The sequence below is a fragment of the Pseudomonas iranensis genome, assembly GCF_014268585.2.
GTDB lineage: Bacteria > Pseudomonadota > Gammaproteobacteria > Pseudomonadales > Pseudomonadaceae > Aquipseudomonas > Aquipseudomonas iranensis.
In genome coordinates, this window is record NZ_CP077092.1 from 2,590,107 (window position 1) to 2,613,578 (window position 23,472).

A 23,472-nucleotide genomic window follows, 5' to 3' on the forward strand; every position below is an offset into this window, starting at 1 on the left:
TGACCATTGATTTGGTGGCGCCACAGATCCTCAGTGGGAGCGGGCTTGCCCGCGAATGCGGCAGCACATTCAGCATCTTGCCGGCTGATCCAGCGCTTTCGCGAGCAGGCTCGCTGCCACAGATTGACTTCTGGTCTCAGTAAGGGCTCGCCGTCGGGCGGACGATCAGTTCGCTGACGTCGACATCCGCCGGTTGTTCAACGGCGTAGGCAATCGCGCGGGCGATGGCTTCGGCGGGGATGGCGATCTTGCGGAATGACTTCATCTCTTCGCGGCCGCCTTCATCGGAAATGCTCTCGGCCAGTTCCGATTCGGTCACGCCCGGTGCGATGACGGTGACGCGGATATCGCCGCCCACCTCCTGACGCAAGCCTTCGGAAATCGCCCGTACGGCGTATTTGGTCGCGCAGTACACCGCCGCAGTAGGGCTGACTGCGTAGGCGCCGATTGAGGCGATGTTGATGATCTGCCCGGCGCGCTGGCGCTGCATCAACGGCAGACTGGCGGCGATGCCGTGGAGTACGCCACGGATGTTGACGTCGATCATGCGGTTCCACTCATCGACCTTCAGCGCGTCCAGCCGCGACAACGGCATGACCCCGGCGTTATTGACCAGCACATCGACGCGGCCGTAATGCTCCACGGCAAAATCGACGAAGCGCTGCACATCCTGCTGATCGGTGACGTCCAGTGCGCGGAACTGCGCGTGGCCACCGGCGCCGTTGATCTCTTCGGCAATCACGGCCAGACGCTCGGTGCGCCGTGCGCCCAACACCACTTTGGCGCCACGTTCGGCGAGCAGGCGTGCGGTGGCTTCGCCGATGCCGCTGCTGGCGCCGGTAATCACGATCACTTTGTCTTGAATGTTCAGCATGATGTCGTCCTCTTCTATGTGCCCGTGAGTGGGCTTGGAAGAAGATTAAGTGCGGCGGCTCATGGGCTATTAATCGATTCCTCCACGGGATTTGCCCAATTCTGCTGCGTCGCTTTTCGAACGATCTTCAGGCCCCGCGTGGCGCGTCGCGATAGGCGCTCGGGGTGACGCCGATTTCGCGGCGGAATACCTGGGAAAAGTGGCTGGGGCTGGAGTAGCCAACCTCCAGGCCAATGTCGATCACGCTGCGTGCGGTCTCCAGCAACAGATGACGCGCGCGGCTCATGCGCAGGCGGATGAAGTATTGCGAGGGCGACAAACCGGTGGCTCGCTTGAAGGTGCGGCTGAAGTGGTAGTCGCTCAGCCCGGCGATGGCGGCCAGATGACTGAGGCTGAAATCCTCCGCCAGATTCGCATTCATGGCTTCAAGCACCCGGTGCAGTTTGTAGGCGGGCAGGGCGTTGTCGCGGCGCGGGTTGCTGTCGGGGTCGAGGTAATGACGCAGCAGATGGATCGCCAACGCCTGAGCCAGGCTGTGCACCAGCAGTGCGCTGGGCTGGCGCTGTTGTGTGAGTTCGATGCGCAGTTGCTCAAGGATGAAGCTGACCTGCTCGTCACGCGCACCGGACACATCGACAAACGTCACTGCACCGGCCTGTTCGCCGAACGCTTCGCGCGCCGCTTGTTCGATCAGGCCCAGGCCGAGGTAGAGGTGCATGACTTCGAAGACCTCGCAACCTTCGGTTTGCCAGCGCATTTCATAAGGTTCGCGGGTGTTGGTCAGGAAGAAGTCGCCCGCCGTGACCTGGCTCGCCTGCCATTCTCCACCCAACGAACGTTCCTCGACCCGGGCAGTGCCGGCCAGTACCAGCACCAGCAGCGGTTCGGCCACGCATGGCACGCGGATCGGCTCAAGCAGGGTTTGATGGCGGAACAGCTGCACCACTGCATCCTTGATCTGCGGCCGCGGCGTGGTCGTTTCCGCAACACCGGGCAGATGCTCCGGCATGGCTTCGGCAGCGATGCGCGCGGGCTGGCTGATTGTCGGCGTAGCAGGGCTGGCAGGGGGCACAGAACGCTCCATCAAAAGCTTTGGCTGCGAATGATTTTGCAGGTTAGGGCGGGCGAATGAGAAATTCCAGCGCAAAACTCCGACAGTCCCGGCAATCGCCCGAAAGCCCGGTGGGGGACAGTGCGCGACAGTGAAGCCGTGTTTACGAGCGCGCCATCAGGCGCAACACCGATTCGCTATCGAGGAGTTAAAACCATGACTGATTTCAACCACACCCTGCCCCAAGAAGTCGCCGGTAAAGTTGCACTGGTCACTGGCGCGGCCAGTGGCATCGGCAAGGCGATTGCGCTGATGCTGCACGCTCGCGGCGCCAAGGTGATTGCCGAAGACCTCAACCCGGCTGTCGAAGAACTGGCTCGTCCCGATCTGGTGCCGCTGGTGGCGGACATCATCGAGGACGGCGCCGCCGAACGTGCAGTAGGCCTTGCCGTCGAGCAGTTCGGGCGCCTGGATATTCTGGTCAACAACGCCGGGATCATTATCAACAAAGCAGTGATCGACATGAGCCGCGACGACTGGGAAAAGATCCAGGCAGTGAATGCCACGGCCGCCTTCCTGCACTGCCGCGAAGCGGTCAAGGCGATGATCCCGAACAAGTCCGGTGCGATCGTCAATATCGCTTCCTATGCGTCGTACTTTGCCTTTCCGACCATTGCCGCCTACACCGCTTCCAAAGGTGCGCTGGCACAATTGACCCGCACGCTGGCCCTGGAAGTCATCGAGCACGGCATTCGCGTCAATGCCATCGGCGTCGGCGATGTGGTGACCAATATTCTCAACGATGTGGTCGAGGACGGCCCGGGCTTCCTCGCGCAGCACGGCGAAGCAGCACCGATCGGTCGGGCGGCGCAGCCGGAAGAAATCGCCGAAATCGTCACCTTCCTCGCCTCCGACCGCGCCAGTTTCATGGTCGGCTCGGTGGTCATGGCCGATGGCGGCATGACGGTAACGGCGGGTTGATCGTGGCGTGAGAAGCCATGGGCGCGTGTGATAACGCGCCCATGGCTTTGCCAGTAAGACGAGCACGCAGAATCAGGCAAATCTGCAGCATCTTTGATCTAGTCGCCGCTGGATAAAACTGGCTAATCTTCCTCCGCAGTTGACCCACCTTCGTCTGCTTTCGAGGCCCTTTGCATGGATAACCACGACGCTTCCATTCTCCACGACACGGCGGTGTATCGCGCCGAACTGGTGCGCTTGCTGACTCAACGCTTCGACGCGCCAGGCACCTACGAAACCGCGATTGCGCCGCTGCACGTGATCCGTCTCGATGGCCCGTCCGAGCTGATTCACGTTGTGCACCGGCCGGCGCTGTGCCTGATCGTGCAGGGGCGCAAGGAAGTCGGGCTGGGCGACGAACGTTTCCTCTACGACCCGCTGAATTATCTGGTGGTGTCGGTGACATTGCCGGTGTCGGGACGGGTGATCGAAGCCTCGCCCGAGGCGCCGTATTTTTGCGTACGGCTGGATTTCGATCCGGCGCAACTGACGCAACTGATAGCCGAATCGCCGCTGACCGGCATGCCACAGGACGCCGGTCGCGGCATGTTTCTCGACAAGATCGACGTGACATTGCTCGATACCATGCTGCGTCTGGTGCGCCTGCTGGATAATCCACGCGACATCGGCATGCTCGCGCCGATGGCGTTGCGCGAGCTGTATTACCGCCTGCTGCGCGGCCAGCACGGGCATCTGCTGTATGAAATCGCCGTCAGCGATTCGCAGACCCACCGGGTCACGCGCGCTATCGACTGGCTGAACAAGAATTTCACCGAGCCGCTGCGTATCGACGCGCTGGCGCAGGTGGCCAACCTGAGCAACTCGGCGCTGCATCACCGCTTCAAAGCCGTCACCGCCATGAGCCCGCTGCAATATCAAAAACAGCTGCGCCTGCAAGAGGCGCGGCGGCTGATCATCAATGAAGGGCTGGACGTGTCCAGCGCCTGCTACCGCGTCGGCTACGAAAGCGCTTCGCAGTTCAGCCGCGAATACAACCGCCAGTTCGGCTGCCCGCCGTCCAAGGAACTCAGCCGCCTGCGTCAGACCGGTTGATTACCGCGCGGGTCCTGCCCATTGCTCACGAAACCCCAGCAGAAAATCCACAAACGCCCGCACCCGTTGCGGCACATAGCGGCCATGCGGGTAGAGCAGGGTGTAGGGGCGCGAACGTCCGGTATACGGTTGCAGCACTTCAATCAGGCGGCCATCGGCGAGTTCCTGCTCGACGATGAAACGGTAAGTCTGAAACAGCCCGGCGCCGTGTTTGGCCAGTGTCACACCGCCGAGTACATCGTCGGAACAGGAATAGCCACCGTCGGAAATCACTTCCAGGTCCCGGCCGTTTTCCTGAAACAGCCAGGAAATCCGCCGCCCGCTGCTGGGCAATTCGAACTGGATGCACTCATGCGCGATGAGATCGTCCAGCGTCTGCGGCGTGCCGGCTCTATGCAGATATTCGGGGGCGGCGACCACCACCAGGGCGGCGTCTTCCAGCAGGCGCGCGATCAGGGTCGAGTCCGGTTGTGCGCGCACGCGTATCGCCAGGTCGTAGCCCTCTTCAACGAAGTCGATATTGCGATTGCCCAAGTGCACGTCGACCGTGACCTCGGGGTACAACGCGCGAAATTTCGGCAGCAGCGGCAGGATGCGGTGATGCCCGTAGGTGGTCGGCAGGCTGATGCGCAGTCGACCCGATGGCGAAGTCTGCGCGCCCATGACTTCCTGCTGCGCTTCGACCAGTTGCGTCAGCGCCTGGCTGCATTGTTCGAAGAAGCTGCGGCCGGCGTCGGTGAGACGGATGCTGCGCGTGGTGCGCGCGAACAGTCGCGAACCCAGGCGTTGCTCCAGACGCAGAATCGATCGGCTCACTGCGGCCGGCGTGACCCCGGCCAGTTGCGCGGCGGCGGTGAAGCTGCCGGCTTCGGCGGCCAGGCAGAACAGTTCGATACTGCCTAACTGCAAATCTTCAAAATGGCGTTTCATTGTGGCTCGCACCGAGGATCGACGGACGTTCATCCTCTGTGTACCACAACCAACGACGCCGCCGGTATCCACCGGCGGCGTTGCAGGGTTTCGATCAATGGCCGGCGCTCTGGCCACCGTCGACATGCAGGATCTCGCCAGTGACGAAATTTGCCCCGTCGAGGTAGAGGATCGCTTGCACGATGTCGTCGATTTCCCCCATGTGGCCGACCGGGTGCAGGCTGCCCAATGCCTGATGGGTTTCCTCGGCGTGCATCGGCGTCTTGATGATGCCCGGCGACACGGCGTTGACCCGGATGCCGCGCTTGGCGTACTCGATCGCCAGGGATTTGGTCGCGGCGTTGATGCCACCCTTGGTCAGCGACGCCAAAACCGAAGGGACGCCGTCGATTGCATGATCGACCAGGCTGGTGGTCACGCTGACGACGTGGCCGCTGCCGTGTTTTTCCATCTCGGCGATGGCCAGTTGCGAGATGTAGAAAAAGCCGCTCATGTTGGTCGCCACGACCTGGGCATAGTCCGCCTGGCTGTAAGCGGTGAACGGCTTGGCCAGAAAGATCCCGGCATTGTTGACCAGCGTATCGACGCGACCGAAGCGGGCAACAGCGGCGCGAATCACGCGCTCGGCGGTTTGCGGATCGGCAATGTCACCGGCGACGGTCAGAACATCCGGGTCGCTCGACTCTTTGATCGAGCGCGAGGTAGCGACCACTTGATGGCCAAGGGCGCGAAAGCCTTCGACCAGACCTGCACCAATGCCTTGCGAAGCGCCGGTGATGACAACTACTTTTTTCGATGTGCTCATGATGATTTCCTCTGTCGCTGGCCCGTCAGGATGGCGGGTGGCTGTTGGAGAGGACTTTAGGAAGTTGCGAGGAGTTGATAAATGGGGGCTGAGGTACATCATTTGTACTGTGGTGTATTTAATCAGAGCGGGCCTCGAATGATTGTCCCGTTTGAGTGGACGGTGAAACGCTTTTCAGCCGATTTATCCCTTTGCTGTGCGTCAGTAATCTGTACCCAACTTGAACGCAACAACAAAACTCCAAACTTGAAAAGGGACGCACACCATGACCACTCCAACCTACAACCGCCTGAACAAAGACGACGCTATCGTGCTGCTGGTTGACCACCAGACCGGTCTGATCTCGCTGGTGCAGGACTTCTCGCCGAACGAGTTCAAGAATAACGTGCTGGCGCTGGCGGATCTGGCCAAGTTCTTCGACCTGCCAACCATCCTCACCACCAGCTTCGAACAAGGCCCGAACGGCCCGCTGGTACCGGAGTTGAAAGAAATGTTCCCGGACGCGCCATACATCGCTCGCCCAGGTCAGATCAACGCCTGGGACAACGAAGACTTCGTCAAGGCGATCAAGGCCACCGGGCGCAAGCAGATCATAATTGCCGGTGTGGTAACGGATGTGTGTGTAGCGTTCCCGACGCTGTCGGCGCTGGCAGAAGGGTTTGATGTGTTTGTGGTCACCGATGCCTCCGGCACCTTCAACACCACCGTGCAGCAAGCCGCATGGAGCCGCATGACTCAAGCCGGCGCGCAGATGATGAACTGGTTCTCGGTGGCCTGTGAGCTGCACCGCGACTGGCGCAACGACATTGAAGGTCTGGGTAACCTGCTGTCGCAGCGCATTCCCAACTACCGCAACCTGATGAACAGCTACTCGGCGCTGACGCAGCAGAAGTAAGTTCACCGCCCACGAAAAAGCCTGCTTTCAACAGCAGGCTTTTTGTTTCCTACGGCTGCGGCCATTTGGTTGTTGTGTAGCTTGCCACACCGCTTTCGCGAGCAGGCTCGCTCCCACAGTTGACTGTGTTTGCTCAGGAGAATGCAATTTCCTGTGGGAGCGAGCCTGCTCGCGAATAAGGCGGCACAGTCACCCGAGCAATTCACTGATCCACTGCATCTCTTGCTTCAGCGCAAGAATTTTGTCCTCCGGCAACGTCTGTTGCGCTCGCGTAAACTGCCCCAATGTCTTCTGCCGCTGCTTCAGCCTGCGTTGCCATTTGTGCAGAAATGCCGGGCAGCGTGCCTGCAGATGCAGCGGTCCGAAAAACAGTTCCCTGGCATCGTAAGTCACCGGATCAGAGGCCCGCTCGGCAACGATAATTTCGTAGTCGAAGCGGTTCTCATGCAGCACCTCTTCACAGACGATGCGGTAGCCGTTATCCATCAACCACTGGCGCAGCGCTTGCTCGCCGCCGTTGGGTTGCAGGATCAGCCGTTCGTGGCCATTGAGGTGAGCTTTGCCGTTCTGGAAAATATCGCGAATAGTTTCGCCGCCCATGCCGCACAGGGTGATGGCGCTGATGCCGTCGTCAGGCCTGATCGCCGCCAGACCATCGGCCAGACGCACGCTGATCTGCCCCTGCAGATCGTTGTCATTGACGGTGCGTTGCGCCGCGTGAAATGGCGTGCGCGCGACCTCGCCAGCCACCGCCGCTGTAATCAGGCCTCGGCGCATCAGGGCAACCGGCAAATAGGCGTGATCCGAGCCGATATCCGCCAGCCGCGCGCCGACCGGCACGTGGGCAGCGACGCGCTCCAGGCGCATGGACAATGTCTGTTGGTTCAATGGCGACCCCGTTCACCCAGCGGTGGAAAAAGGGGTGCGACTCTGGCGAGCAACGCTGACGCTGTCAATTAAGGGATGGAATTACTCGAACCATCGGCAGCACGGCGCTGCCGATGGACGCTTGCGCTTAGCCGGCGAGCGTTGCGTTGTCGATGACGAAGCGGTATTTCACGTCGCCCTTGAGCATGCGCTCGTAGGACTCGTTGATCTGGTCGGCGCGGATCAACTCGATGTCGGAAACGATGCCGTGCTCGGCGCAGAAATCCAGCATTTCCTGAGTCTCGGGAATGCCGCCGATCATTGAACCGGCGATGGTGCGCCGCTTGGTGATCAGGTTGAATACGTTCGGCGACGGATGCGGCGATGCGGGCGCTCCGACAAGGGTCAACGCGCCATCGCGCTTGAGCAGCACGAGGAACGCGTCGAGATCGTGCGGCGCTGCGACGGTATTGAGGATGAAGTCGAAGCTCTTGGTGTGTGCCGCCATTTCCTCGGCATTGCGTGACACCACCACTTCGTCCGCGCCCAGTGCCTTGGCCGCTTCACGCTTGGATTCGGAAGTGGTGAATGCGACGACATGGGCGCCCATGGCGTGGGCCAGTTTGATGCCCATGTGACCCAAGCCACCGATGCCGACCACGCCGACTTTCTTGCCGGGGCCGGCGTTCCATTGGCGCAGCGGCGAATAAGTGGTGATGCCGGCGCAGAGCAGCGGCGCGACGGCGGCCAGTTGCGCCTCGGGATGACGGATGCGCAACACATAGCGCTCGTGCACGACGATGTTTTGCGAATAGCCGCCGAGGGTCCAGCCCGGTGCGTCCGGGGTCGGGAAATTGTAGGTGCCGATCATGCCGTCGCAGTAATTTTCCAGACCGGATTCGCAGTCATCGCAGTGCTGGCAGCTGTCGACGATGCAGCCGACACCGACCAGATCGCCGACCTTGTAGTTTTTGACGTGATCGCCGACCGCCGAGACGCGGCCGACGATTTCATGGCCGGGCACGCAGGGGAATTGCGTGCCAGCCCATTCGGCGCGCACCTGATGCAAGTCGGAATGGCAGATGCCGCAGAAGGCGATATCGATCTGCACGTCGTGCGCCGCCGGGGCGCGGCGGTTGATCTGCATGGGCTCAAGGGGTTTGTCGCCAGCGTGGGCGCCGTAGGCTTGTACGAGCATGTGAGCATCCTCCATGGGGTTGTCGGACGCCCATTGTTGCGCCTGGGTCGGAGCGCGAGGTAGTGCATTTCTGTGAAATGCTTGCCTGATTCTGCTGTTGATTGCGCAACCGAAAGGCAGCCGTATGGCTGCCGTTTCAGGCTCAACGCGGATTGGGCTGGTCGTCCATCTCGGCGTTATCGGTTTCCTGACGTACCCGCTCCGGATCCAGACCGGTGTCGTCATCATCCAGCGGGATTTCGCCTTCGTTGTCGGGTAGCTCGTCGATGCCGCGTTCCTTCATCGGATCGACCTCGGTACGCCCCGGACTCAGCGGGTCGGGCGTGGTTGGGAGCGGATCGTCACCTTGCTTGCCTTGATCGTTATTCATCTCACACCTCGTCATCGCCGTTTTCTATGGCTTGTGCAAGTTGGAGGTGCGGGCGATTTTCGCCGTTCGATTTTTTTGCCTGCCTTCGGTCGCCTCGCAAAAAAGCGGAATTTCTCCGACGCGCGCGGCTCCATAAATCAACAGCCAGAGGCGAGGACGCAATGATGAGCAGTTCATTCAAGGTCGGCGAAGCGGTGCGCTGGAATTCCGAGGCCGGCGAGATCCACGGCAAAGTGGTCAAGGTGCACACTCGCGATACCGAGTTCATGGGCCGCCACCGGCCGGCTTCGAAAGACGCGCCGCAGTACGAGGTCAAGAGCGACAAGACCGGCCACCTGGCCATGCATCACGGCGACGCGCTGAAGCACGCTTAGAAACGTGCCAGTCGGTAGGCGTCGACACTCGGCAGCGCGAGAGTCGCGCCTGAGACCATCTGCCCGATCAATTCCGCCGTCAGCGCCGCTTGAGTCAGGCCTAGATGCTGATGACCGAAGGCAAGCAAGACCTTGCCGTCGCAAACCTGATCGATCACCGGCAGGGAATCCGGCAGCGACGGGCGAAAGCCCATCCACGGTGTCGCGCCATCAGCGTTCAGATCCTTGCGAAACAGGCGTTGGCTCAAACGCTGCAACTGCCAGGCGCGCGCCATGTTCGCTGGCCGCTCCAGCCCGGCGAATTCGACCGTGCCGGCCAGGCGCAGCCCATCGCGCATCGGCGTCATTATGAATTTGCGTTCCAGCGAGGTGACGGGGAAGGGCAGGCGATCATGCTCGTGCGGCAGCATCAGGTGATAGCCACGTTCGGTGTCCAACGGTACCTGCTTGCCAGTCAGCGCGGCAGTCAGTTTCGCCGAATGCGCACCGCAGGCCAGTAACACGCGTCTGGCCGTTACCCCGCCATTACCGGTCACTAATAAAACACCGTTCTCCTGCACGCAGCCGCCCTGAACCTGCTGCTGGAGAAAACTCACGCCGCTGCTGCGAGCCGCTTCGACCAGTGCGCAGACCACCCGATAGGGATCAAGGAAATGCCCGGTGCGCGGGAAAAACAGTCCGCCCTGAATCTGTTCGCTGAGCTGCGGCGCCGTTTCGCGGATCGCCCCCGCCTGCCAGTAATCCACCGGCACCTGCTGCTGATGCAGCCGTGCCTGCAAAGCTTCGATGGCCTGACGGGATTCAGGTGTTTCGAAGACCAGTAACGAGCCGTCAACCTTGAGCAGATCCGGGCGCTGGATATCGCTGAGCAAGCGCTGCCACGCATCCAGGCTGCTTTCATTGAGCGCGCGCAGGCCGGCGACGGTTTCCTGAAAAGGCTCGGGCCGCAGATTCAGCAGCAAGCGGGTGAACCACGGCAGGGCGCGCGGCAGGTATTTCCAGTCCAGGCGCAGCGGCCCCATCGGGTCCATGAGCATGGCTGGCAAGCGCTTGAGGATCGAAACATCAGCGATCGGAAATACCTGCTCGGTGGCCAGATGTCCGGCGTTGCCGAACGAAGCGCCATGCCCCGGTTCCTGCTGATCGATGACCACCACGCGCAAACCCCGGCGGGCCAGGCGCAATGCGCAAGCCACGCCAATGATCCCGGCGCCGACCACGGCGATGTCGTGCGAAGGATTATTCGCCATGGCGTGTCGCTTCCCATTGGCCATCGAGCAAGCGCCGAAGGTTGAGCGGATTGGTCTGTTGCAGCGCCGTCGGCAGCAAGCTGTCGGGGAAATCCTGATAGCACACCGGCCGCAGGAAACGCAGGATCGCCGCAGTGCCGACCGAGGTGCTGCGCGCATCTGAGGTCGCCGGATAAGGCCCGCCATGCACCATCGCATCGCAGACTTCCACGCCGGTCGGCCAGCCATTGACCAGCAGGCGCCCGGCCTTGCGCTCGAGGGTTGGCAGCAACGTACGCGCCAAAGAAAGGTCTGCGTCATCCATGTGCAGGGTCGCGGTCAGTTGACCTTCGAGATGGGCGCAGACCTGACGGATTTCTTCGTCACTGCTGCATTGCACGATCAGCGATGTCGCGCCGAACACCTCAGCCTGCAAACGCTGATCGTCGAGAAAATCCGCTGCATCGGTGCTGAAGACATGCGTCTGACACTGATTCGGGCCGCTGCCGACTTGGCCAACCGCTATCGCGCGTGCACGGGGGTTGTCTTGCAGAGCGGTCACGCCTGCTTGATAGGCGCCGAAGATGGCGGGCGTGAGCATGGTTTGCGCCGCGCTGCGCGGGATCAGTTCAGCCACCGCGCTGAGGAACCCGTCGAGCGCCGGGCCTTTGCGGGCAATCAGCAATCCCGGGTTGGTGCAGAACTGCCCGGCGCCCAATGTCAGCGACGCGACAAACCCTTCGGCCAGCGCCTGCGCGCGATTTTCCAGCGCGGCGGGAAACAGCAAAACCGGGTTGATCGAGCTCATTTCCGCATACACCGGGATCGGCTCGGGCCGCGCTTGCGCAGCTTTCATCAAGGCCAGACCGCCAGTGCGCGAGCCGGTGAAACCAGCGGCTTTGATGCGCCAGTCGCTGACCAATGCGATGCCGACTTCGTAGCCAGAATCGAACAACAAGGAAAACACGCCCTCGGGCAGAGCGCAGGCTTTGACCGCTTGCGCGACTGCGCGGCCGACCAGTTCGCTGGTGCCCGGATGGGCGCTGTGCGCCTTGACGATTACCGGGCAACCGGCCGCCAGTGCTGCGGTGGTGTCGCCACCGGCCACGGAAAATGCCAGCGGAAAGTTGCTCGCGCCGAACACCGCGACCGGCCCCAAGGCAATCTGCCGCTGGCGCAGGTCGGAGCGCGGCAGCGGTTGGCGTTGTGGTTGCGCACTGTCGACGCGCACGTCCAGCCATTCACCCGCGCGCACGGAACGGGCGAACAGGCGCAATTGCGAGCAGGTGCGGCCACGTTCGCCCTGGAGGCGTGCACGCGGCAGACCGGTTTCGGCGTGGGCGCGTTCGATCAGTTCGTCGCCAAGGTTTTCGATGTGTTCGGCAATGCTTTCGAGAAATGCCGCACGGGTGCTCAGGCTGGTTTCGCGGTACGCATCTTGCGCCGTCCAGGCCAGGGCACAGGCCTGTTCCACCTGTTCGGCTGACGCCCCGGCGAACTGCGGTTCAAGTGCCTGGTTGGTCGCCGGATCAATCCCGCGAAAGGCCGGACGCGTACCCGTCACGGATTGTTGGCCGATCAGCATGTTGCCCGTCAGAGTCATGGTGTCTTCCTGTGAAATGAGCGAGGCCTGCCGCGAATCGTTTTGACTCGCGGCAGGTAGTAGTCAGGCGAAATTCTGCTCGGCGGACCAGTTTTCGTACCAGTGACGGAACAGCGAATACTGCTTCTCGGCATAGCGTCTTTGCGAATCGCTCAGCACGTCGCTTTCGTTGAAGTGCAGGGTGTATTCCTTGTCGCCGTTGAGCACCATCAGATGCTTGTAATACAGCACCAGATCGCAACCTTCGTCGAACGAGGACAGCACCGCCAGCGCCGACTCCAGCTCCCGCGCCTGGCGCCTGGCCTTGGCATCGCCTTGCGCGGCCTGCTTGCTCAGCGCCACCAGTTGCAGCACTTCGCGAGGAAGGGCGTTGCCGATGCCGGTAATGGCGCCGGTAGCGTTGCAGTTGACGAAGCCGTGCACCACTTGCGTGTCGACGCCGACCATCAGCGTCACGTCGTCATCCTTGGAGGTGATGTTCTCGGCCGCGTAGCGCAGGTCCGCGCCGCCGCCGAATTCCTTGAAACCGATCAGGTTCGGGTACTCGCGGCGCAGTTCGAAAAACAGATCGGCGCGGGTGGCGAAGCCGTAATAAGGGCTGTTGTAGATCACCGCCGGCAAGTTCGGTGCGGCTTGCAGGATCGCGGCGAAGTGGGCCTTTTGCGCCGTCGCCGAAGCGCCACGGGACAGCACGCGCGGGATGACCATCAAGCCTTGCGCGCCGACTTTCGCCGCATGCGCTGCGTGGGAAACCGCTTCTCGGGTGTTCACCGCGCCAGTGCCGACGATGGTCGGCACCCCGGCAGCGACCAGCCGCGCCACGCCTTCCTGACGCTCGGCTTCGGTGAGCAGCGGCCAGTCGCCCATCGAGCCGCAGTAGACCACGGCGCTCATGCCGACATCGATCAGCTCGCGTCCCTTGGCCACCAGCGCATCGAAGTCCGGTTTGCGCTGGGCGGTGCATGGGGTCATCAGGGCCGGCATGCAGCCGGTGAAGATGTTGTCGCTCATGATTCAACTCCTTGGCATTTCGTTTGATTCGAAGTGAAAAATCGGCGTGGCGGCTCAGATGCCCCACGCGAACGGGTCGCTGTCGTCGATCAGCAAGGTGCTGTCGGCGGTCATGTAGGCGCGGCCGGTGATGAACGGGCGAATGCGTTCGCCCTCCCATTCGAAGCGCCCTTCGAACTGGCTGCCGGTAATGCTCGCCTGGATCCATGGCGCGCCCGCTTGCAACTTGTCGTCGGCGGCCAGGCAGGCAAGTTTGGCGCTGGTGCCGGTGCCGCACGGTGAGCGGTCGTAGGCTTTGCCGGGACACATGACGAAGTTGCGGCTGTCGGCCCGATCGTCATCGGCGAACAGTTCGATGTGGTCGATGACCGCGCCGTCTTCGCCAAAAATGCCCTGATCTTCCAGCGCCTTGAGCATCGCCCAGGTGTACGCGGTCAGGTGTTCGACGTTGTCCATCGTTAACCTCTGGCCATGCTCGGAGACCAGATAAAACCAGTTGCCGCCATAGGCGATATCGCCGACCACGCGGCCATAACCCGGCACCTCCACCGGTACCTGTTTGCGATAGCGGTAGGCGGGCACGTTGCCCAGGGTGACCGAGCCATCGTCATGCAAAGTCGCGCTGACTTGCCCCACCGGCGTGTCGATCTTGTGTACGCCCGGCTGGATTTTCCCCAGATGCTGCAACGAATTGATCAGGCCGATGGTGCCGTGGCCGCACATGCCCAGGTATCCGGCGTTGTTGAAGAAGATCACCCCGCAGGTGGCGTCTGCCGACACCGGCGGACAATACAGCGCGCCGACCAGAACATCGTTGCCACGCGGCTCGAGCAGACAGGCGCGGCGCCACTGATCGTGCTGGCTGCGCAGGGCATCGCGTTTATCGACCATGCTGTTGCCGGACAGCTCGGGGAAGCCGCTCATCACCAGCCGCGTCGGCTCGCCGCCGGTGTGGGAATCAATGACGTGTACTCGTTTCATGAAGAGATCCCGTTGGATGATTTCAGTAGGCGCCGGCAGGGCGGGCGCTGACGGTGGACGAGGGCGCAGGGCTGTCGCTTTCTTCGTCCTCGTCGTCCAGGCGCAGCAGATGGGCAGGCACGCCGGTCGCTGCGCCCCAGTAGTAAATGCCGGTGGCGCAAGCGGCGACGACGATCGTGTCGAACGGATGGGTGAGGATACCCAGGCCACCGAAGGTGCCGAGTTTCGACAGCACGATAGTCACCGCGTAGAAGGCGATCAGCCACGCCGATGAACGCACCTGACGCGCCAGACTCAGGTGTGCGGTCGGCACAAAGCGGCCACAGAACAGATAGATGACAAACATCAGGATTTGCAGGCCGAGCAGCCACGACACGGTGTTCCAGCCCGACCAGTAAACGATCAGCGCGGCGATGATGAACGACACCGGCCCGAGCAGGCCCATGCTCTTGACCCGGAACGGGCGCGGCATGTCCGGCGCATTGCGCCGCAGCGCCGCAACCGATACAGGCGCCACCGCATAGCTCAACACCAGCGCGGCGGAGACCACGTTGATCAGCGCTTCCCACGACGGGAATGGCAGGGTCCAGAACACCGACAGGGCGAAAGTCAGCCACAGCGCCGGACGCGGGATGCCGGACTTTTCATCGATGTGGGTGAAGACCTTGAAGAAGGTGCCGGTCTGCGCCCAGCCGTAGATCACTCGCGGCGTGGCGTTCATGTAGATGTTGCCGCAGCCGCTCGGCGAGATCACCGCATCGGCGACCACCAGATAGGCCAGCCAGCCGACACCGAGCGCCAGGGCGATGTCGCGATAGGGCAGGGCGAATTCCTTGCTGATACCGGCCCAGCCGTTGGCGAGCATTTCCGTCGGGATGCTGCCGAGAAAGGCCATTTGCAGCAGCACGTAGATCAGGGTCGACAGCAGCACCGAGAGAATCAGCGCGATGGGAATGGTGCGCTGTGGATTCTTCACTTCGCTGGCCACGGAAATGATTGGCGTCAGGCCCAGGTAGGCAAAGATGATCCCCCCGGCAGAGACCGCCATCTCCACACCGGACAGGCCGAATGGAGCGAATCCCTGAACCTGAAAGTTCTCCGGTTTGAAGAAGGTGAACAGCACGCCGATCACCAGCAGCGGCACGATGAATTTGAACACGCTGACCAGATTGTTGGCCTTGGCGAAGGTCTTCACGCTGCGGTAGTTGAGCAGGAAAAACACGCAGAGCAGGCCGAACTGCACCAGCCAGCCGAGGATGGTCGGGTCGCCGCTAGCCGCCTTGGTCAGGCCGGGAAACCATGCCGCCGCGTATTGGCGCGAGGCGACCACTTCGATCGCCACCAGACTGGAAAACGCAATCAGCGTAATGAAACCCATCAGGTAGCCGAGCAGCGGACCGTGGGAATAAACCGGGTAGCGCACCACGCCGCCGGCACGGGGCAATGCCGCGCCCAGTTCGCAGTAGACGATACCCAGCAGCAACACGGCGAAACCGCCCAGCAACCAGGAAAAAATCCCCGCCGGACCGGCAATCGCCGAGACATGGCTGGCGGCGAACAACCAGCCGGAGCCGAAGATCGCGCCGAGTCCGATAAAGGTGAGGTCGATCAATGAAAGCTGTTTTTTGAACTTGCCTTGGCCTGACATGGCATCGCCTTCTTGTGAGTTATTGGATAGGCAGTTGTGTCACGGGGACGAGCAGACTTTGCACGGGTCGACGGCGGCGGCGATTGATGTTTTATGCCGGGATCGATGACGAATTCGGCACAATGGCGCCGATGAATGCGCGGCCTCGACAGGGCCGCGACGTTGCTGCAATCTGCTGGCGGACGGCGTTTCTGGCGCTTCATCGCAATGGAGATTTTTCATGCAGCCTGGGTTTTCGATCCTGTGCCAAGGCACTGACGGCCTGCGTCCGCAGACCCTCGAAGAGATGGTCGCCGGTGCCGCGCAGCTGTTGCCGATACTCGATGTGATCCCGAATGCGGCGATCTTCATCAAGGATCTGCACGCGCGCTATGTGCTGGCCAACCGCACGCTGGTGCAGCGTTGTGGCTTGAAGGACCTGCGCCCGTTGCTGGGGAAGACCAGCGCGCAAGTGTTCCCGGCGCAGTTGGGCCCGGGTTACACCGAGCAGGATCGCAAGGTGCTGGAGGAAGGTTTTGTGTTGGAGGATCAGCTCGAACTGCACCTGTATGGCAGTCGCGAGCCGGGCTGGTGCCTGACTCACAAGAGGCCGATCTACAACCGTGACGGGACGATCATCGGCCTGGTGGGGATCTCGGTGGATCTGCAGTCAGCCAGCGAAACCCACCCGGCGTTCGAGCGCCTGGCGGCGGTCGATGAATACATCCGCGGCAACTTCAACCGGCGGGTGACGCTGGGTGAACTGACGCGGATCGCCGGGATATCCGTGGCGCAACTGGAGCGCTATTGCAAACGCGTTTTCCACCTGACACCACGGCAGATGATTCAGAAAGTCCGCCTGGAACACGCGCATCGATTGCTGCACAGCGACTTGCCGATTACCGAGGTTGCGCTGCAATGCGGCTACACCGATCACAGCGCTTTCACCCGTCAGTTCAAGGCCTCGACCGGGTTTACACCACGCGAATACCGGCAAGCCACCGGGCATTAGACCAACACGGCCAGCCAGGCCGAGAGCAGCAGAAGAAGGGCCAGTGCCGCGTTCATTCGCTTGAACGCTTGCGGTGAGCTGAGCAACCGCGCGCTGCCAACGCCGAGCAGCGCCCAGAGCGTCATGCACGGCAGTGACACCAGCAGAAATGCCAGCGACAACACCAGCAGGCGTAGCGTCTTGTCGCCGCCGCCAACGAATACGCTGACCACCGCCACAGCCATCATCCACACCTTCGGGTTGACCAGTTGCAGCAGCGCCGCGCCGAAGACGCTCAAGCCTTGTTCCTGCGCAGATTTCGGGTCCAGCGATGGCGGCGGGCTGCGAAAGATCTGCCACGCCAGCCAGCTCAACCAGAGCACGCCACCCCAGGCCATCGCTTGCTGCATGCGCGGAAAGCGCAACAGGGTTTCACCAGCGCCGAGCCCGACCACCAGCACAATCAGCGCCGCCGCCGCGCAGGCGCCGAAGATGATCGGCAGCGTGGCGATCAACCCGCGCCGCGAACTGTGGCTCAGCACCAGAATATTGGTCGGCCCCGGCGTGATCGAGGCAACGAAAGCAAACAGCAGAAAGGGCAGTAAAGAAGCCATGGTGCAAATTCCTGAAAGTCGAAACAGGACACCATGATCGTCAGTGGGCAGGCCTCAGTCTGGAAGATTTGAGCAGCGTTTGCGGTAGTCCGCCGGGGTCAGTTGATAGGCGCGGCGGAACCAGCGCCCCAGATGACTCTGATCGGCAAAACCAAGCACGCTGGCCACCTGCGCTGGCGTCTCGCCGCGTGCGAGCAATTGCCGCGCCTTGGCCAGGCGCAACTGGATCAGGTAAGCGTGGGGTGCCAGACCGAAAGCGGCCTTGAACGCGCGGGTCAGGCGAAAACGATCGATACCACAGGCTTGCGCTAGGTCGTCGAGGCCGATGTCTTCGTAGTTGTGGGCATGCAGATAGTCGCGCGCAACCTGCGCAACCAGTGGCAGGCGCGGATCGAAGTCCTGACGCTTGCGCCAGTCGAGGTGGCGGGTGAGGGACGCCAGCAGGCCATCCAGCGCAGTCTGCCGGACGATGCGCAGATCGCCGTCATGTAACGCGTGGAAGGCTTGCACGATCGCCGTCGACAGGCGCGGATCGTGGCTCAGGGTGTAGGCAAAGCCTGGCTGACTGTCGGCGGGCGCCTCTTCGAACAGCGCATGCAGTTCGCGCTCCAGCCAGTGCGGATCCAGATACAGCATCGAATAGGTAAAGCCGTCCTCGGTCGGCGCATGGCCATCGTGGATTTCTCCCGGCTCGAGCAGAAACACATGCCCCGGCGTACTGCGATGACGCACCCGGCGACAATTGAACTGCTGCACGCCTTGCTCGGTCACTCCGACGAGAAAACTGTCATGCCAGTGCGGATCGTAGGCATGCCCACGGAAATGCGCACGAATCGACTCGATCCCGGTATCGACATCCTGGGAGAGAGAGATCCAGTTGCGTTTGTCCATGGGAGGATTCCATAGGTCGGTTGAGCAGGGGCGTTTCTAAAATACCGCGTGGCGGAGGAGAGTGTTTAGAAGATTTGTGCAGGTGCGCAGGGGGATCGAGTCAGGCAATGTGTCCTGGATGGGGTGGGACCACAAAACGCAGACGAAAAAAAACCGCCTTCGCGGGGCGGTTTTTCAATCCTCGGTTTGGAGCCGAGGCCATGTGCTTCACTAGCCACACCAACATGTCCGCGCATGGTATTGAGTTTCTCCCGTCAGTGCAACGAAGGTTTAGCGTGATGTGCGAGGTTTTTTCGGAACGTCCAACGCATGTAACTGAATTCAGGTCTGTCAATAAACATTGTCAGAAATACGGTTTTACAAAGGTTCAGGCGTAGCCGCAGAATAACCTTGGCTACTCGGGTTTTCTCTTCTGATTTCTGCGTTAAGATGCCTGCGCTCATCTTGTTGGTAGAGCTGTGAGGTTTGGCTGGGGGCGCAAAAGGTTTCACGCCCTCTGACGCGGATTCGCACCCGCGCCGGAATGATGTCTCGGAGGGATTTCAACCGGCCGCCTCACTAGCTACACCAACATGTAGGCTGAAGGCACGCATGGTCCGGTAAGTTTGCTGGAGGTTTGGCCGCCAGCCATGGAGGCCAAAACGTATGAAGCTTCTGCTGCGTACGCTGAGCCTTGTATGGAGATTGTTGAAAGCCTTGCGCTTTTACGAGTTCCTGCGAGATCACTTTGATGACTTGAAATAAGGTCGTCTAAGTGGGGAAAGACCCGTTTCGGTTTCGACTGATACGGGTCTTTTTTTGTGTGAATGATGCTGTCAAAAATGAGATTGTCAGTTTTATGCTTTCGACTTTGTAGGGCGTTTCGCTTAGTGACTTAAGCAATAGCATAAAGATCAATCCAATAGCGGCTCATGCTCGACCAGCTATTGATTGCGTCAATAACAACCATTAAGTCAATGAAGTTCTCATATCCATGGTGCGGCGTAAGATCGGCTCCATACCCAACCACTGCAACTCGGAGCACATCATCATGAAACGCCAGACTATCCTCGGTATCGCTTTCTCGGTTTTTGCACTGAATGCCTTCGCCGCCACCGAAACCGACCCGCTGTTCAGTGATGCGGTCGCCGCCACTCAAACAGACCGCTTGTTCAGCGACGCAGTAGCCGCCACCGAAACCGACCCGCTGTTCAGCGATGCAGTCGCTGCGACCGAAACTGATCCACTGTTCAGCGATGCAGTAGCCTCTGATGGCTCCGATCATCTGCAAGGCAATCGGGTCGCCGAAGGTGGCGCTGACCGTCTGCTCGAACGTCGCACCGCTTGAGCGCAACGATGAACATCGATAACGAATGCCGCTTCAACCACAGGCGGCATTCATTCTATTCACGCTTTACAACTCTGCTCTAAACCGCACTCGGCAGCACGGCCTTGTCGCGATCGCGGCTCTTGAATGTCGCCCAGAAACACAGCAGTACCGCCACGGAAAAACCGGCGGGGAACAGCCAGATGCTTCTCCAGTCATGCCCTGCGCTTGATGTGAAGTGGTCGGTAATCCGTCCCGCGATCCAGAAACCAATCAACATGCCCAATCCGTACGTAGCCAAGGTGATCAAACCTTGCGCCGAGCTGCGGAAGCGTTCCGGTGCCTTGGCATCGGTGTAGATTTGCCCGGACACGAAGAAGAAGTCATAGCACACACCGTGCAGGGCAATGCCGATCAGCAGCATGAATGCCTGATCGTCGTTATTGCCAAAAGCAAACAGCACGTAACGCAACGCCCAGGCAGCCATGCCGACCAGCAGGGCGATCTTGATGCCGAAGCGATGGATGAACAACGGCAGCAGCAACATGAACAGCACTTCCGACACCTGACCGATGGCCATCTTCGCTGTCGGGTTGGTCACGCCGATCTCGGCCAGAAACGGATTGGCATTCTGGTAATAGAAGGCCAGCGGAATGCAGATCAGGATCGAGGCGAGGAAGAACACCAGATAGCTGCGGTCCTTGAGCAAACCCCACGCATCGACGCCGAGCATCTGCTTGAGGCTTGATGAGCCGGCTGCGGTTTTCAGCGGCGCGGTGTTCGGCAGGCTGAAGCTGTAAAGCCCCAACAGCAGCGATGCGACGGCGGACATCAGGAACGTATTGCGCAAGCCTCCGGCCGCGATGCTTTGCTGCGAGTCCCAGGCGAACACGAAGCTGATCACCACGCCGGCGACGATCCAGCCCACCGTGCCCCACACGCGAATGCGCGAGAACTCCAGCGCCGGGTCTTTGATCTGGCGGAACGCCACGGCGTTCACCAGTGCCAATGTCGGCATGTAGACCATCATGTAGGCGAGCACATAGGGATAAAACGCGCTGAAGTCTGCCGCGCGATAGAGCTGATAGAGCAACACTGCGCCAAGCAGATGCAGCACTGCCAGAATGCGTTCGGCATTGAAGAAACGGTCGGCAATCAAGCCAATGACAAACGGCGCCAGAATCGCACCCCAGGATTGCGTGGCGAAGGCCATGCCGACCTGGCCGCCGCTGGCAGCCAGCGTTGTCGCCAGAAAAGTGCCGAGGGTGACGAACCAGCCGCCCCAGATAAAGAACTGCAAAAACATCATCACGCTGAGTCGCGCATTCATTACGTTCATTTCAGATCACCGTATTGTTTTTATGTCGGTAACGCGGATGAATCAGTCGTCGGTCAGGCCGAGCAGGCGTCGGTTGGAAGCAGCGTCAGCGTTGACTCCGGCGAAGTCGTCGAAGGCCTTGGCGGTCTTGCGGATCATGTGTCGCTCGATGAACGCCGCGCCTTGCGCCGCGCCCTGTGCGGAGTCTTTCAGGCAGCACTCCCACTCGAGCACGGCCCAGCCGTTGAAGTCGTATTGGCACAATTTGCTGAAGATCGATTTGAAATCGATCTGGCCGTCGCCCAGCGAGCGGAAGCGCCCGGGACGCTCGACCCAGCCCTGATACCCGCCGTAGACGCCGGAGCGCGCATCGGGGCGGAATTCGGCATCCTTGACGTGAAACATGCGGATACGTTGGTGGTAGCGATCGATGAAGCCGAGGTAGTCCATTTGCTGCAGCAGCAGGTGGCTCGGGTCGTAGAGGATTGCGGCGCGAGGGTGATGATTCACCGCTTCGAGAAACTGTTCGAACGATGCACCGTCATGCAAGTCTTCGCCGGGATGGATTTCGTAGCACAGATCGACGCCAGCCTCTTCGAAGCAGTCGAGGATCGGCAGCCAGCGCTTGCCCAGTTCGGCGAAACCTTGCTCGACCAAACCGGCCGGACGTTGCGGCCATGGATAGACGTAGGGCCAGAGGAGGGCACCGGAAAAGGTTGCATGGGCGGTAAGTCCCAGGCGCTGGCTGGCACGGGCGGCCAGTTTCAACTGCTCAATGGCCCATTCGGTGCGCTCCTGCGGCTTGCCGCGCAGCGCTGGCGGGGCGAAGTCGTCGAACAGGCTGTCGAACGCCGGATGCACCGCGACCAATTGCCCTTGCAGGTGCGTCGACAACTCACTGATCACCACACCGGCGCGGGCGCAGACGGCGATGAGTTCGTCGCAGTAATCCTGGCTCTCAGCGGCGCGCTGCAAATCGATGAACCGCGTGCCGAGGGTCGGTACCTGAATGGCTTTATAGCCTTGCGAGGCGGCCCACTCGGCGATGTTGGCGAGGGAGTCGAAAGGCGCTTCGTCGGCGATGAATTGCGCGAGGAAAATCCCCGGGCCCTTCAAGCCTGTGGCGTTCTGCCGAACATTATTCATGGCTTGCAGCTCCTGTAAATTGGCCGGGGATCTCGCTCCACTTTTCATTGCCGAGGTCGTTGGCGATCGCGGTTTCAATGAAGGCCATGCCGCGCAGGCCGGTCTCGATGCCCGGTACGCCCGGTGCCAGATGGCCCTCGGCGCCATGCACAATCGCTTCGGCGAGATCGCCGTACAGGTTGGCCATGGCTTCCAGATAACCTTCGGGATGCCCCGCAGGCAGGCGCATGCGTCGGGTTGCGGCGGCACACAGCCACGGCTGACCGACCCCGGAGCGCAGAACGCGGATCGGCTCGTTCAACGGTCGATGAATCAGGCTGGCCGGCTCCTCTTGGCGCCACTCCAGCCCACCCTTGTCACCGTAGACGCGGATCTTCAGCGGGTTTTCCTCACCGGCGCAGACCTGACTGGCGAGCAATACACCACTGGCGCCGTCGCGCATTTTGAACAGCATCGCCACATCGTCATCCAGTTGCCGACCCTCGACATGCGAGCCGAGCATTGCGCTGATGAACTGGATCGACTGGCCGGTGACGAACTCGGCGAGGGAAAACGCATGGGTGCCGATGTCGCCGATGCAGCCGCCGATCCCGGATTGCGTCGGGTCGTCGCGCCAGCCGGCCTGTTTGTTGCCTTGCCCGGCGACATCAGTGCTGAGCCAGCCTTGCGGGTACTCGACGAGGACTTTGCGCACGCGCCCGAGCACGCCGCTGGCGACCATTTCGCGGGCCTGCCAGACCATCGCGTAACCGAGGTAGGTGTGTGCCAGCCCGTAAATTCGCTGGCTGTTGAGGACCACCGAGTGCAGCGCCTGCACCTCGGCGAGGTTCAGCGCCGCGGGTTTCTCGCTGAACACGTGAAAACCGGCGCGCAATGCCTCACGGGCAATCGGTGCGTGCAGATGATTCGGAGTGACGATGACCAGCAGTTGCATGCGCTGCTCGGCGGGCAGGGCGGCCTCGCGGGCGAGCAGGGTTTGCCAGTCGTGGTAGCAGCGTTCGGCGGACAATCCCAGAGTCGCAGCGGTGCGCTGATTATTCTCCGAGTCGCGGCTGAACGCGCCGCAGACCAGTTCGAAGCGTCCGTCGAGGCCGGCGGCTTGCCGGTGGGCACGGGCAATGAATGAACCTTCACCGCCTCCAACAAAACCCATTCTTATTTTTGCGGCAGCGTACATGGCAGTCGTCTCGGTAGCTGGATGCAATGTTGATAAGTGATGTAACCGGTTACATCGTGGGCGAAATCTAGGCTTGAATTAGCCGAGTGTCAAATGCCAGCGGATGATCGACAGCGTTTCGATCGCTCGTCGCCTGCGGTA

23 protein-coding genes are annotated in these 23,472 nt (G+C 61.2%); 6 read left to right on the forward strand and 17 right to left on the reverse strand.

Annotation, left to right across the window (positions count from 1 at the left end; translation table 11 throughout):
- Positions 1–136 precede the first annotated feature (136 nt).
- Together HU724_RS11605 and HU724_RS11610 are read right to left on the reverse strand one after the other, a co-directional pair.
- On the reverse strand, positions 137–874 hold the full coding sequence (locus tag HU724_RS11605) for an SDR family oxidoreductase (protein WP_024012510.1): 738 nt from the start codon (positions 872–874) through the stop codon (positions 137–139).
- Between the two features lie 127 nt (positions 875–1,001).
- Positions 1,002–1,958, reverse strand: coding sequence for a helix-turn-helix domain-containing protein (locus tag HU724_RS11610; RefSeq protein ID WP_437180350.1), 957 nt, complete (start codon positions 1,956–1,958; stop codon positions 1,002–1,004).
- A gap of 183 nt (positions 1,959–2,141) precedes the next feature.
- Between HU724_RS11610 and HU724_RS11615 the strand changes: the two genes are divergently transcribed.
- Positions 2,142–2,906, forward strand: a complete 765-nt coding sequence (locus tag HU724_RS11615; protein ID WP_186569252.1) for an SDR family NAD(P)-dependent oxidoreductase — start codon at positions 2,142–2,144, stop codon at positions 2,904–2,906.
- 174 nt (positions 2,907–3,080) lie between these two features.
- The gene (locus tag HU724_RS11620) at positions 3,081–3,998 is read left to right on the forward strand and encodes an AraC family transcriptional regulator (RefSeq protein WP_073475257.1); all 918 of its coding nucleotides are present in this window, start codon (positions 3,081–3,083) and stop codon (positions 3,996–3,998) included.
- On the opposite strand, the gene HU724_RS11625 is transcribed toward HU724_RS11620, so the two are convergent.
- Positions 3,999–4,928, reverse strand: coding sequence for a LysR family transcriptional regulator (locus tag HU724_RS11625; protein ID WP_130928647.1), 930 nt, complete (start codon positions 4,926–4,928; stop codon positions 3,999–4,001).
- 94 nt (positions 4,929–5,022) lie between these two features.
- Positions 5,023–5,733 carry an SDR family NAD(P)-dependent oxidoreductase gene (locus tag HU724_RS11630; RefSeq protein ID WP_016774234.1) on the reverse strand — a complete coding sequence of 237 codons (711 nt, stop codon included), beginning with the start codon at positions 5,731–5,733 and terminating at the stop codon, positions 5,023–5,025.
- Between the two features lie 265 nt (positions 5,734–5,998).
- On the opposite strand from HU724_RS11630, the gene ycaC reads away from it, so the two are divergent.
- Positions 5,999–6,628: an isochorismate family cysteine hydrolase YcaC gene (ycaC, locus tag HU724_RS11635; protein WP_016774235.1), complete on the forward strand. Its 630-nt coding sequence runs from the start codon at positions 5,999–6,001 to the stop codon at positions 6,626–6,628.
- 189 nt (positions 6,629–6,817) lie between these two features.
- Here ycaC and HU724_RS11640 read toward each other — a convergent pair whose 3' ends face one another.
- The 3 genes from HU724_RS11640 to HU724_RS11650 all read right to left on the reverse strand — a co-directional run bounded on the left by HU724_RS11640 (position 6,818) and on the right by HU724_RS11650 (position 9,063).
- Positions 6,818–7,516, reverse strand: coding sequence for a tRNA (adenine(22)-N(1))-methyltransferase (locus tag HU724_RS11640; RefSeq protein ID WP_302474588.1), 699 nt, complete (start codon positions 7,514–7,516; stop codon positions 6,818–6,820).
- Positions 7,517–7,643: 127 nt separating this feature from the next.
- The gene (locus HU724_RS11645; protein ID WP_186569253.1) at positions 7,644–8,693 is read right to left on the reverse strand and encodes an NAD(P)-dependent alcohol dehydrogenase; all 1,050 of its coding nucleotides are present in this window, start codon (positions 8,691–8,693) and stop codon (positions 7,644–7,646) included.
- A gap of 142 nt (positions 8,694–8,835) precedes the next feature.
- Entirely contained in the window at positions 8,836–9,063 is a 228-nt protein-coding gene (locus tag HU724_RS11650; protein ID WP_110645810.1) for a hypothetical protein, read from the reverse strand.
- 164 nt (positions 9,064–9,227) lie between these two features.
- Between HU724_RS11650 and HU724_RS11655 the strand changes: the two genes are divergently transcribed.
- A complete protein-coding gene (locus HU724_RS11655; RefSeq protein ID WP_122507430.1) occupies positions 9,228–9,437 on the forward strand; it encodes a hypervirulence associated TUDOR domain-containing protein in 210 nt (69 codons plus the stop codon).
- Here HU724_RS11655 and HU724_RS11660 read toward each other — a convergent pair.
- The 5 genes from HU724_RS11660 to HU724_RS11680 all read right to left on the reverse strand — a co-directional run bounded on the left by HU724_RS11660 (position 9,434) and on the right by HU724_RS11680 (position 15,909).
- A complete protein-coding gene (locus HU724_RS11660) occupies positions 9,434–10,687 on the reverse strand; it encodes an NAD(P)/FAD-dependent oxidoreductase (RefSeq protein ID WP_186569254.1) in 1,254 nt (417 codons plus the stop codon). The genes HU724_RS11655 and HU724_RS11660 overlap by 4 nt on opposite strands.
- Positions 10,677–12,269 (reverse strand): aldehyde dehydrogenase (NADP(+)), encoded by a 1,593-nt coding sequence (locus HU724_RS11665; RefSeq protein WP_186569255.1) that lies wholly within the window; start codon positions 12,267–12,269, stop codon positions 10,677–10,679. Before HU724_RS11665 ends, HU724_RS11660 begins: the two co-directional genes overlap by 11 nt.
- Positions 12,270–12,332: 63 nt before the next feature.
- The gene (locus HU724_RS11670; RefSeq protein WP_110599051.1) at positions 12,333–13,280 is read right to left on the reverse strand and encodes a dihydrodipicolinate synthase family protein; all 948 of its coding nucleotides are present in this window, start codon (positions 13,278–13,280) and stop codon (positions 12,333–12,335) included.
- Positions 13,281–13,334: 54 nt separating this feature from the next.
- Positions 13,335–14,261, reverse strand: a complete 927-nt coding sequence (locus HU724_RS11675) for a 4-hydroxyproline epimerase (protein WP_186569256.1) — start codon at positions 14,259–14,261, stop codon at positions 13,335–13,337.
- A gap of 22 nt (positions 14,262–14,283) precedes the next feature.
- A complete protein-coding gene (locus HU724_RS11680) occupies positions 14,284–15,909 on the reverse strand; it encodes an APC family permease (RefSeq protein ID WP_186569257.1) in 1,626 nt (541 codons plus the stop codon).
- Positions 15,910–16,129: 220 nt separating this feature from the next.
- Here HU724_RS11680 and HU724_RS11685 point away from each other — a divergent pair, with 220 nt between their 5' ends.
- Positions 16,130–16,900 (forward strand): AraC family transcriptional regulator, encoded by a 771-nt coding sequence (locus HU724_RS11685; protein WP_186569258.1) that lies wholly within the window; start codon positions 16,130–16,132, stop codon positions 16,898–16,900.
- Here the strand turns inward: HU724_RS11685 and HU724_RS11690 are convergent.
- Complete coding sequence (locus HU724_RS11690; RefSeq protein ID WP_186569259.1) at positions 16,897–17,493, reverse strand: LysE family translocator; 597 nt, start codon at positions 17,491–17,493, stop codon at positions 16,897–16,899. The genes HU724_RS11685 and HU724_RS11690 overlap by 4 nt on opposite strands.
- 54 nt (positions 17,494–17,547) lie before the next feature.
- Positions 17,548–18,384 (reverse strand): AraC family transcriptional regulator, encoded by an 837-nt coding sequence (locus tag HU724_RS11695; protein WP_186569260.1) that lies wholly within the window; start codon positions 18,382–18,384, stop codon positions 17,548–17,550.
- A 1,030-nt stretch (positions 18,385–19,414) separates the two neighbouring features.
- Between HU724_RS11695 and HU724_RS11700 the strand changes: the two genes are divergently transcribed.
- Entirely contained in the window at positions 19,415–19,711 is a 297-nt protein-coding gene (locus HU724_RS11700; protein ID WP_042609596.1) for a hypothetical protein, read from the forward strand.
- A gap of 79 nt (positions 19,712–19,790) precedes the next feature.
- On the opposite strand, the gene HU724_RS11705 is transcribed toward HU724_RS11700, so the two are convergent.
- Genes HU724_RS11705 through HU724_RS11715 form a run of 3 tightly spaced genes read right to left on the reverse strand, consistent with a single transcriptional unit; the run spans position 19,791 to position 23,307 of the window.
- Positions 19,791–21,029, reverse strand: coding sequence for a nucleoside permease (locus tag HU724_RS11705; RefSeq protein WP_186569261.1), 1,239 nt, complete (start codon positions 21,027–21,029; stop codon positions 19,791–19,793).
- Between the two features lie 42 nt (positions 21,030–21,071).
- Positions 21,072–22,154 carry a sugar phosphate isomerase/epimerase family protein gene (locus HU724_RS11710; RefSeq protein ID WP_186569262.1) on the reverse strand — a complete coding sequence of 361 codons (1,083 nt, stop codon included), beginning with the start codon at positions 22,152–22,154 and terminating at the stop codon, positions 21,072–21,074.
- Positions 22,147–23,307: a Gfo/Idh/MocA family protein gene (locus tag HU724_RS11715; protein ID WP_186569263.1), complete on the reverse strand. Its 1,161-nt coding sequence runs from the start codon at positions 23,305–23,307 to the stop codon at positions 22,147–22,149. The genes HU724_RS11710 and HU724_RS11715 overlap by 8 nt, the downstream gene beginning before the upstream one ends.
- Between the last annotated feature and the right edge of the window lie 165 nt (positions 23,308–23,472).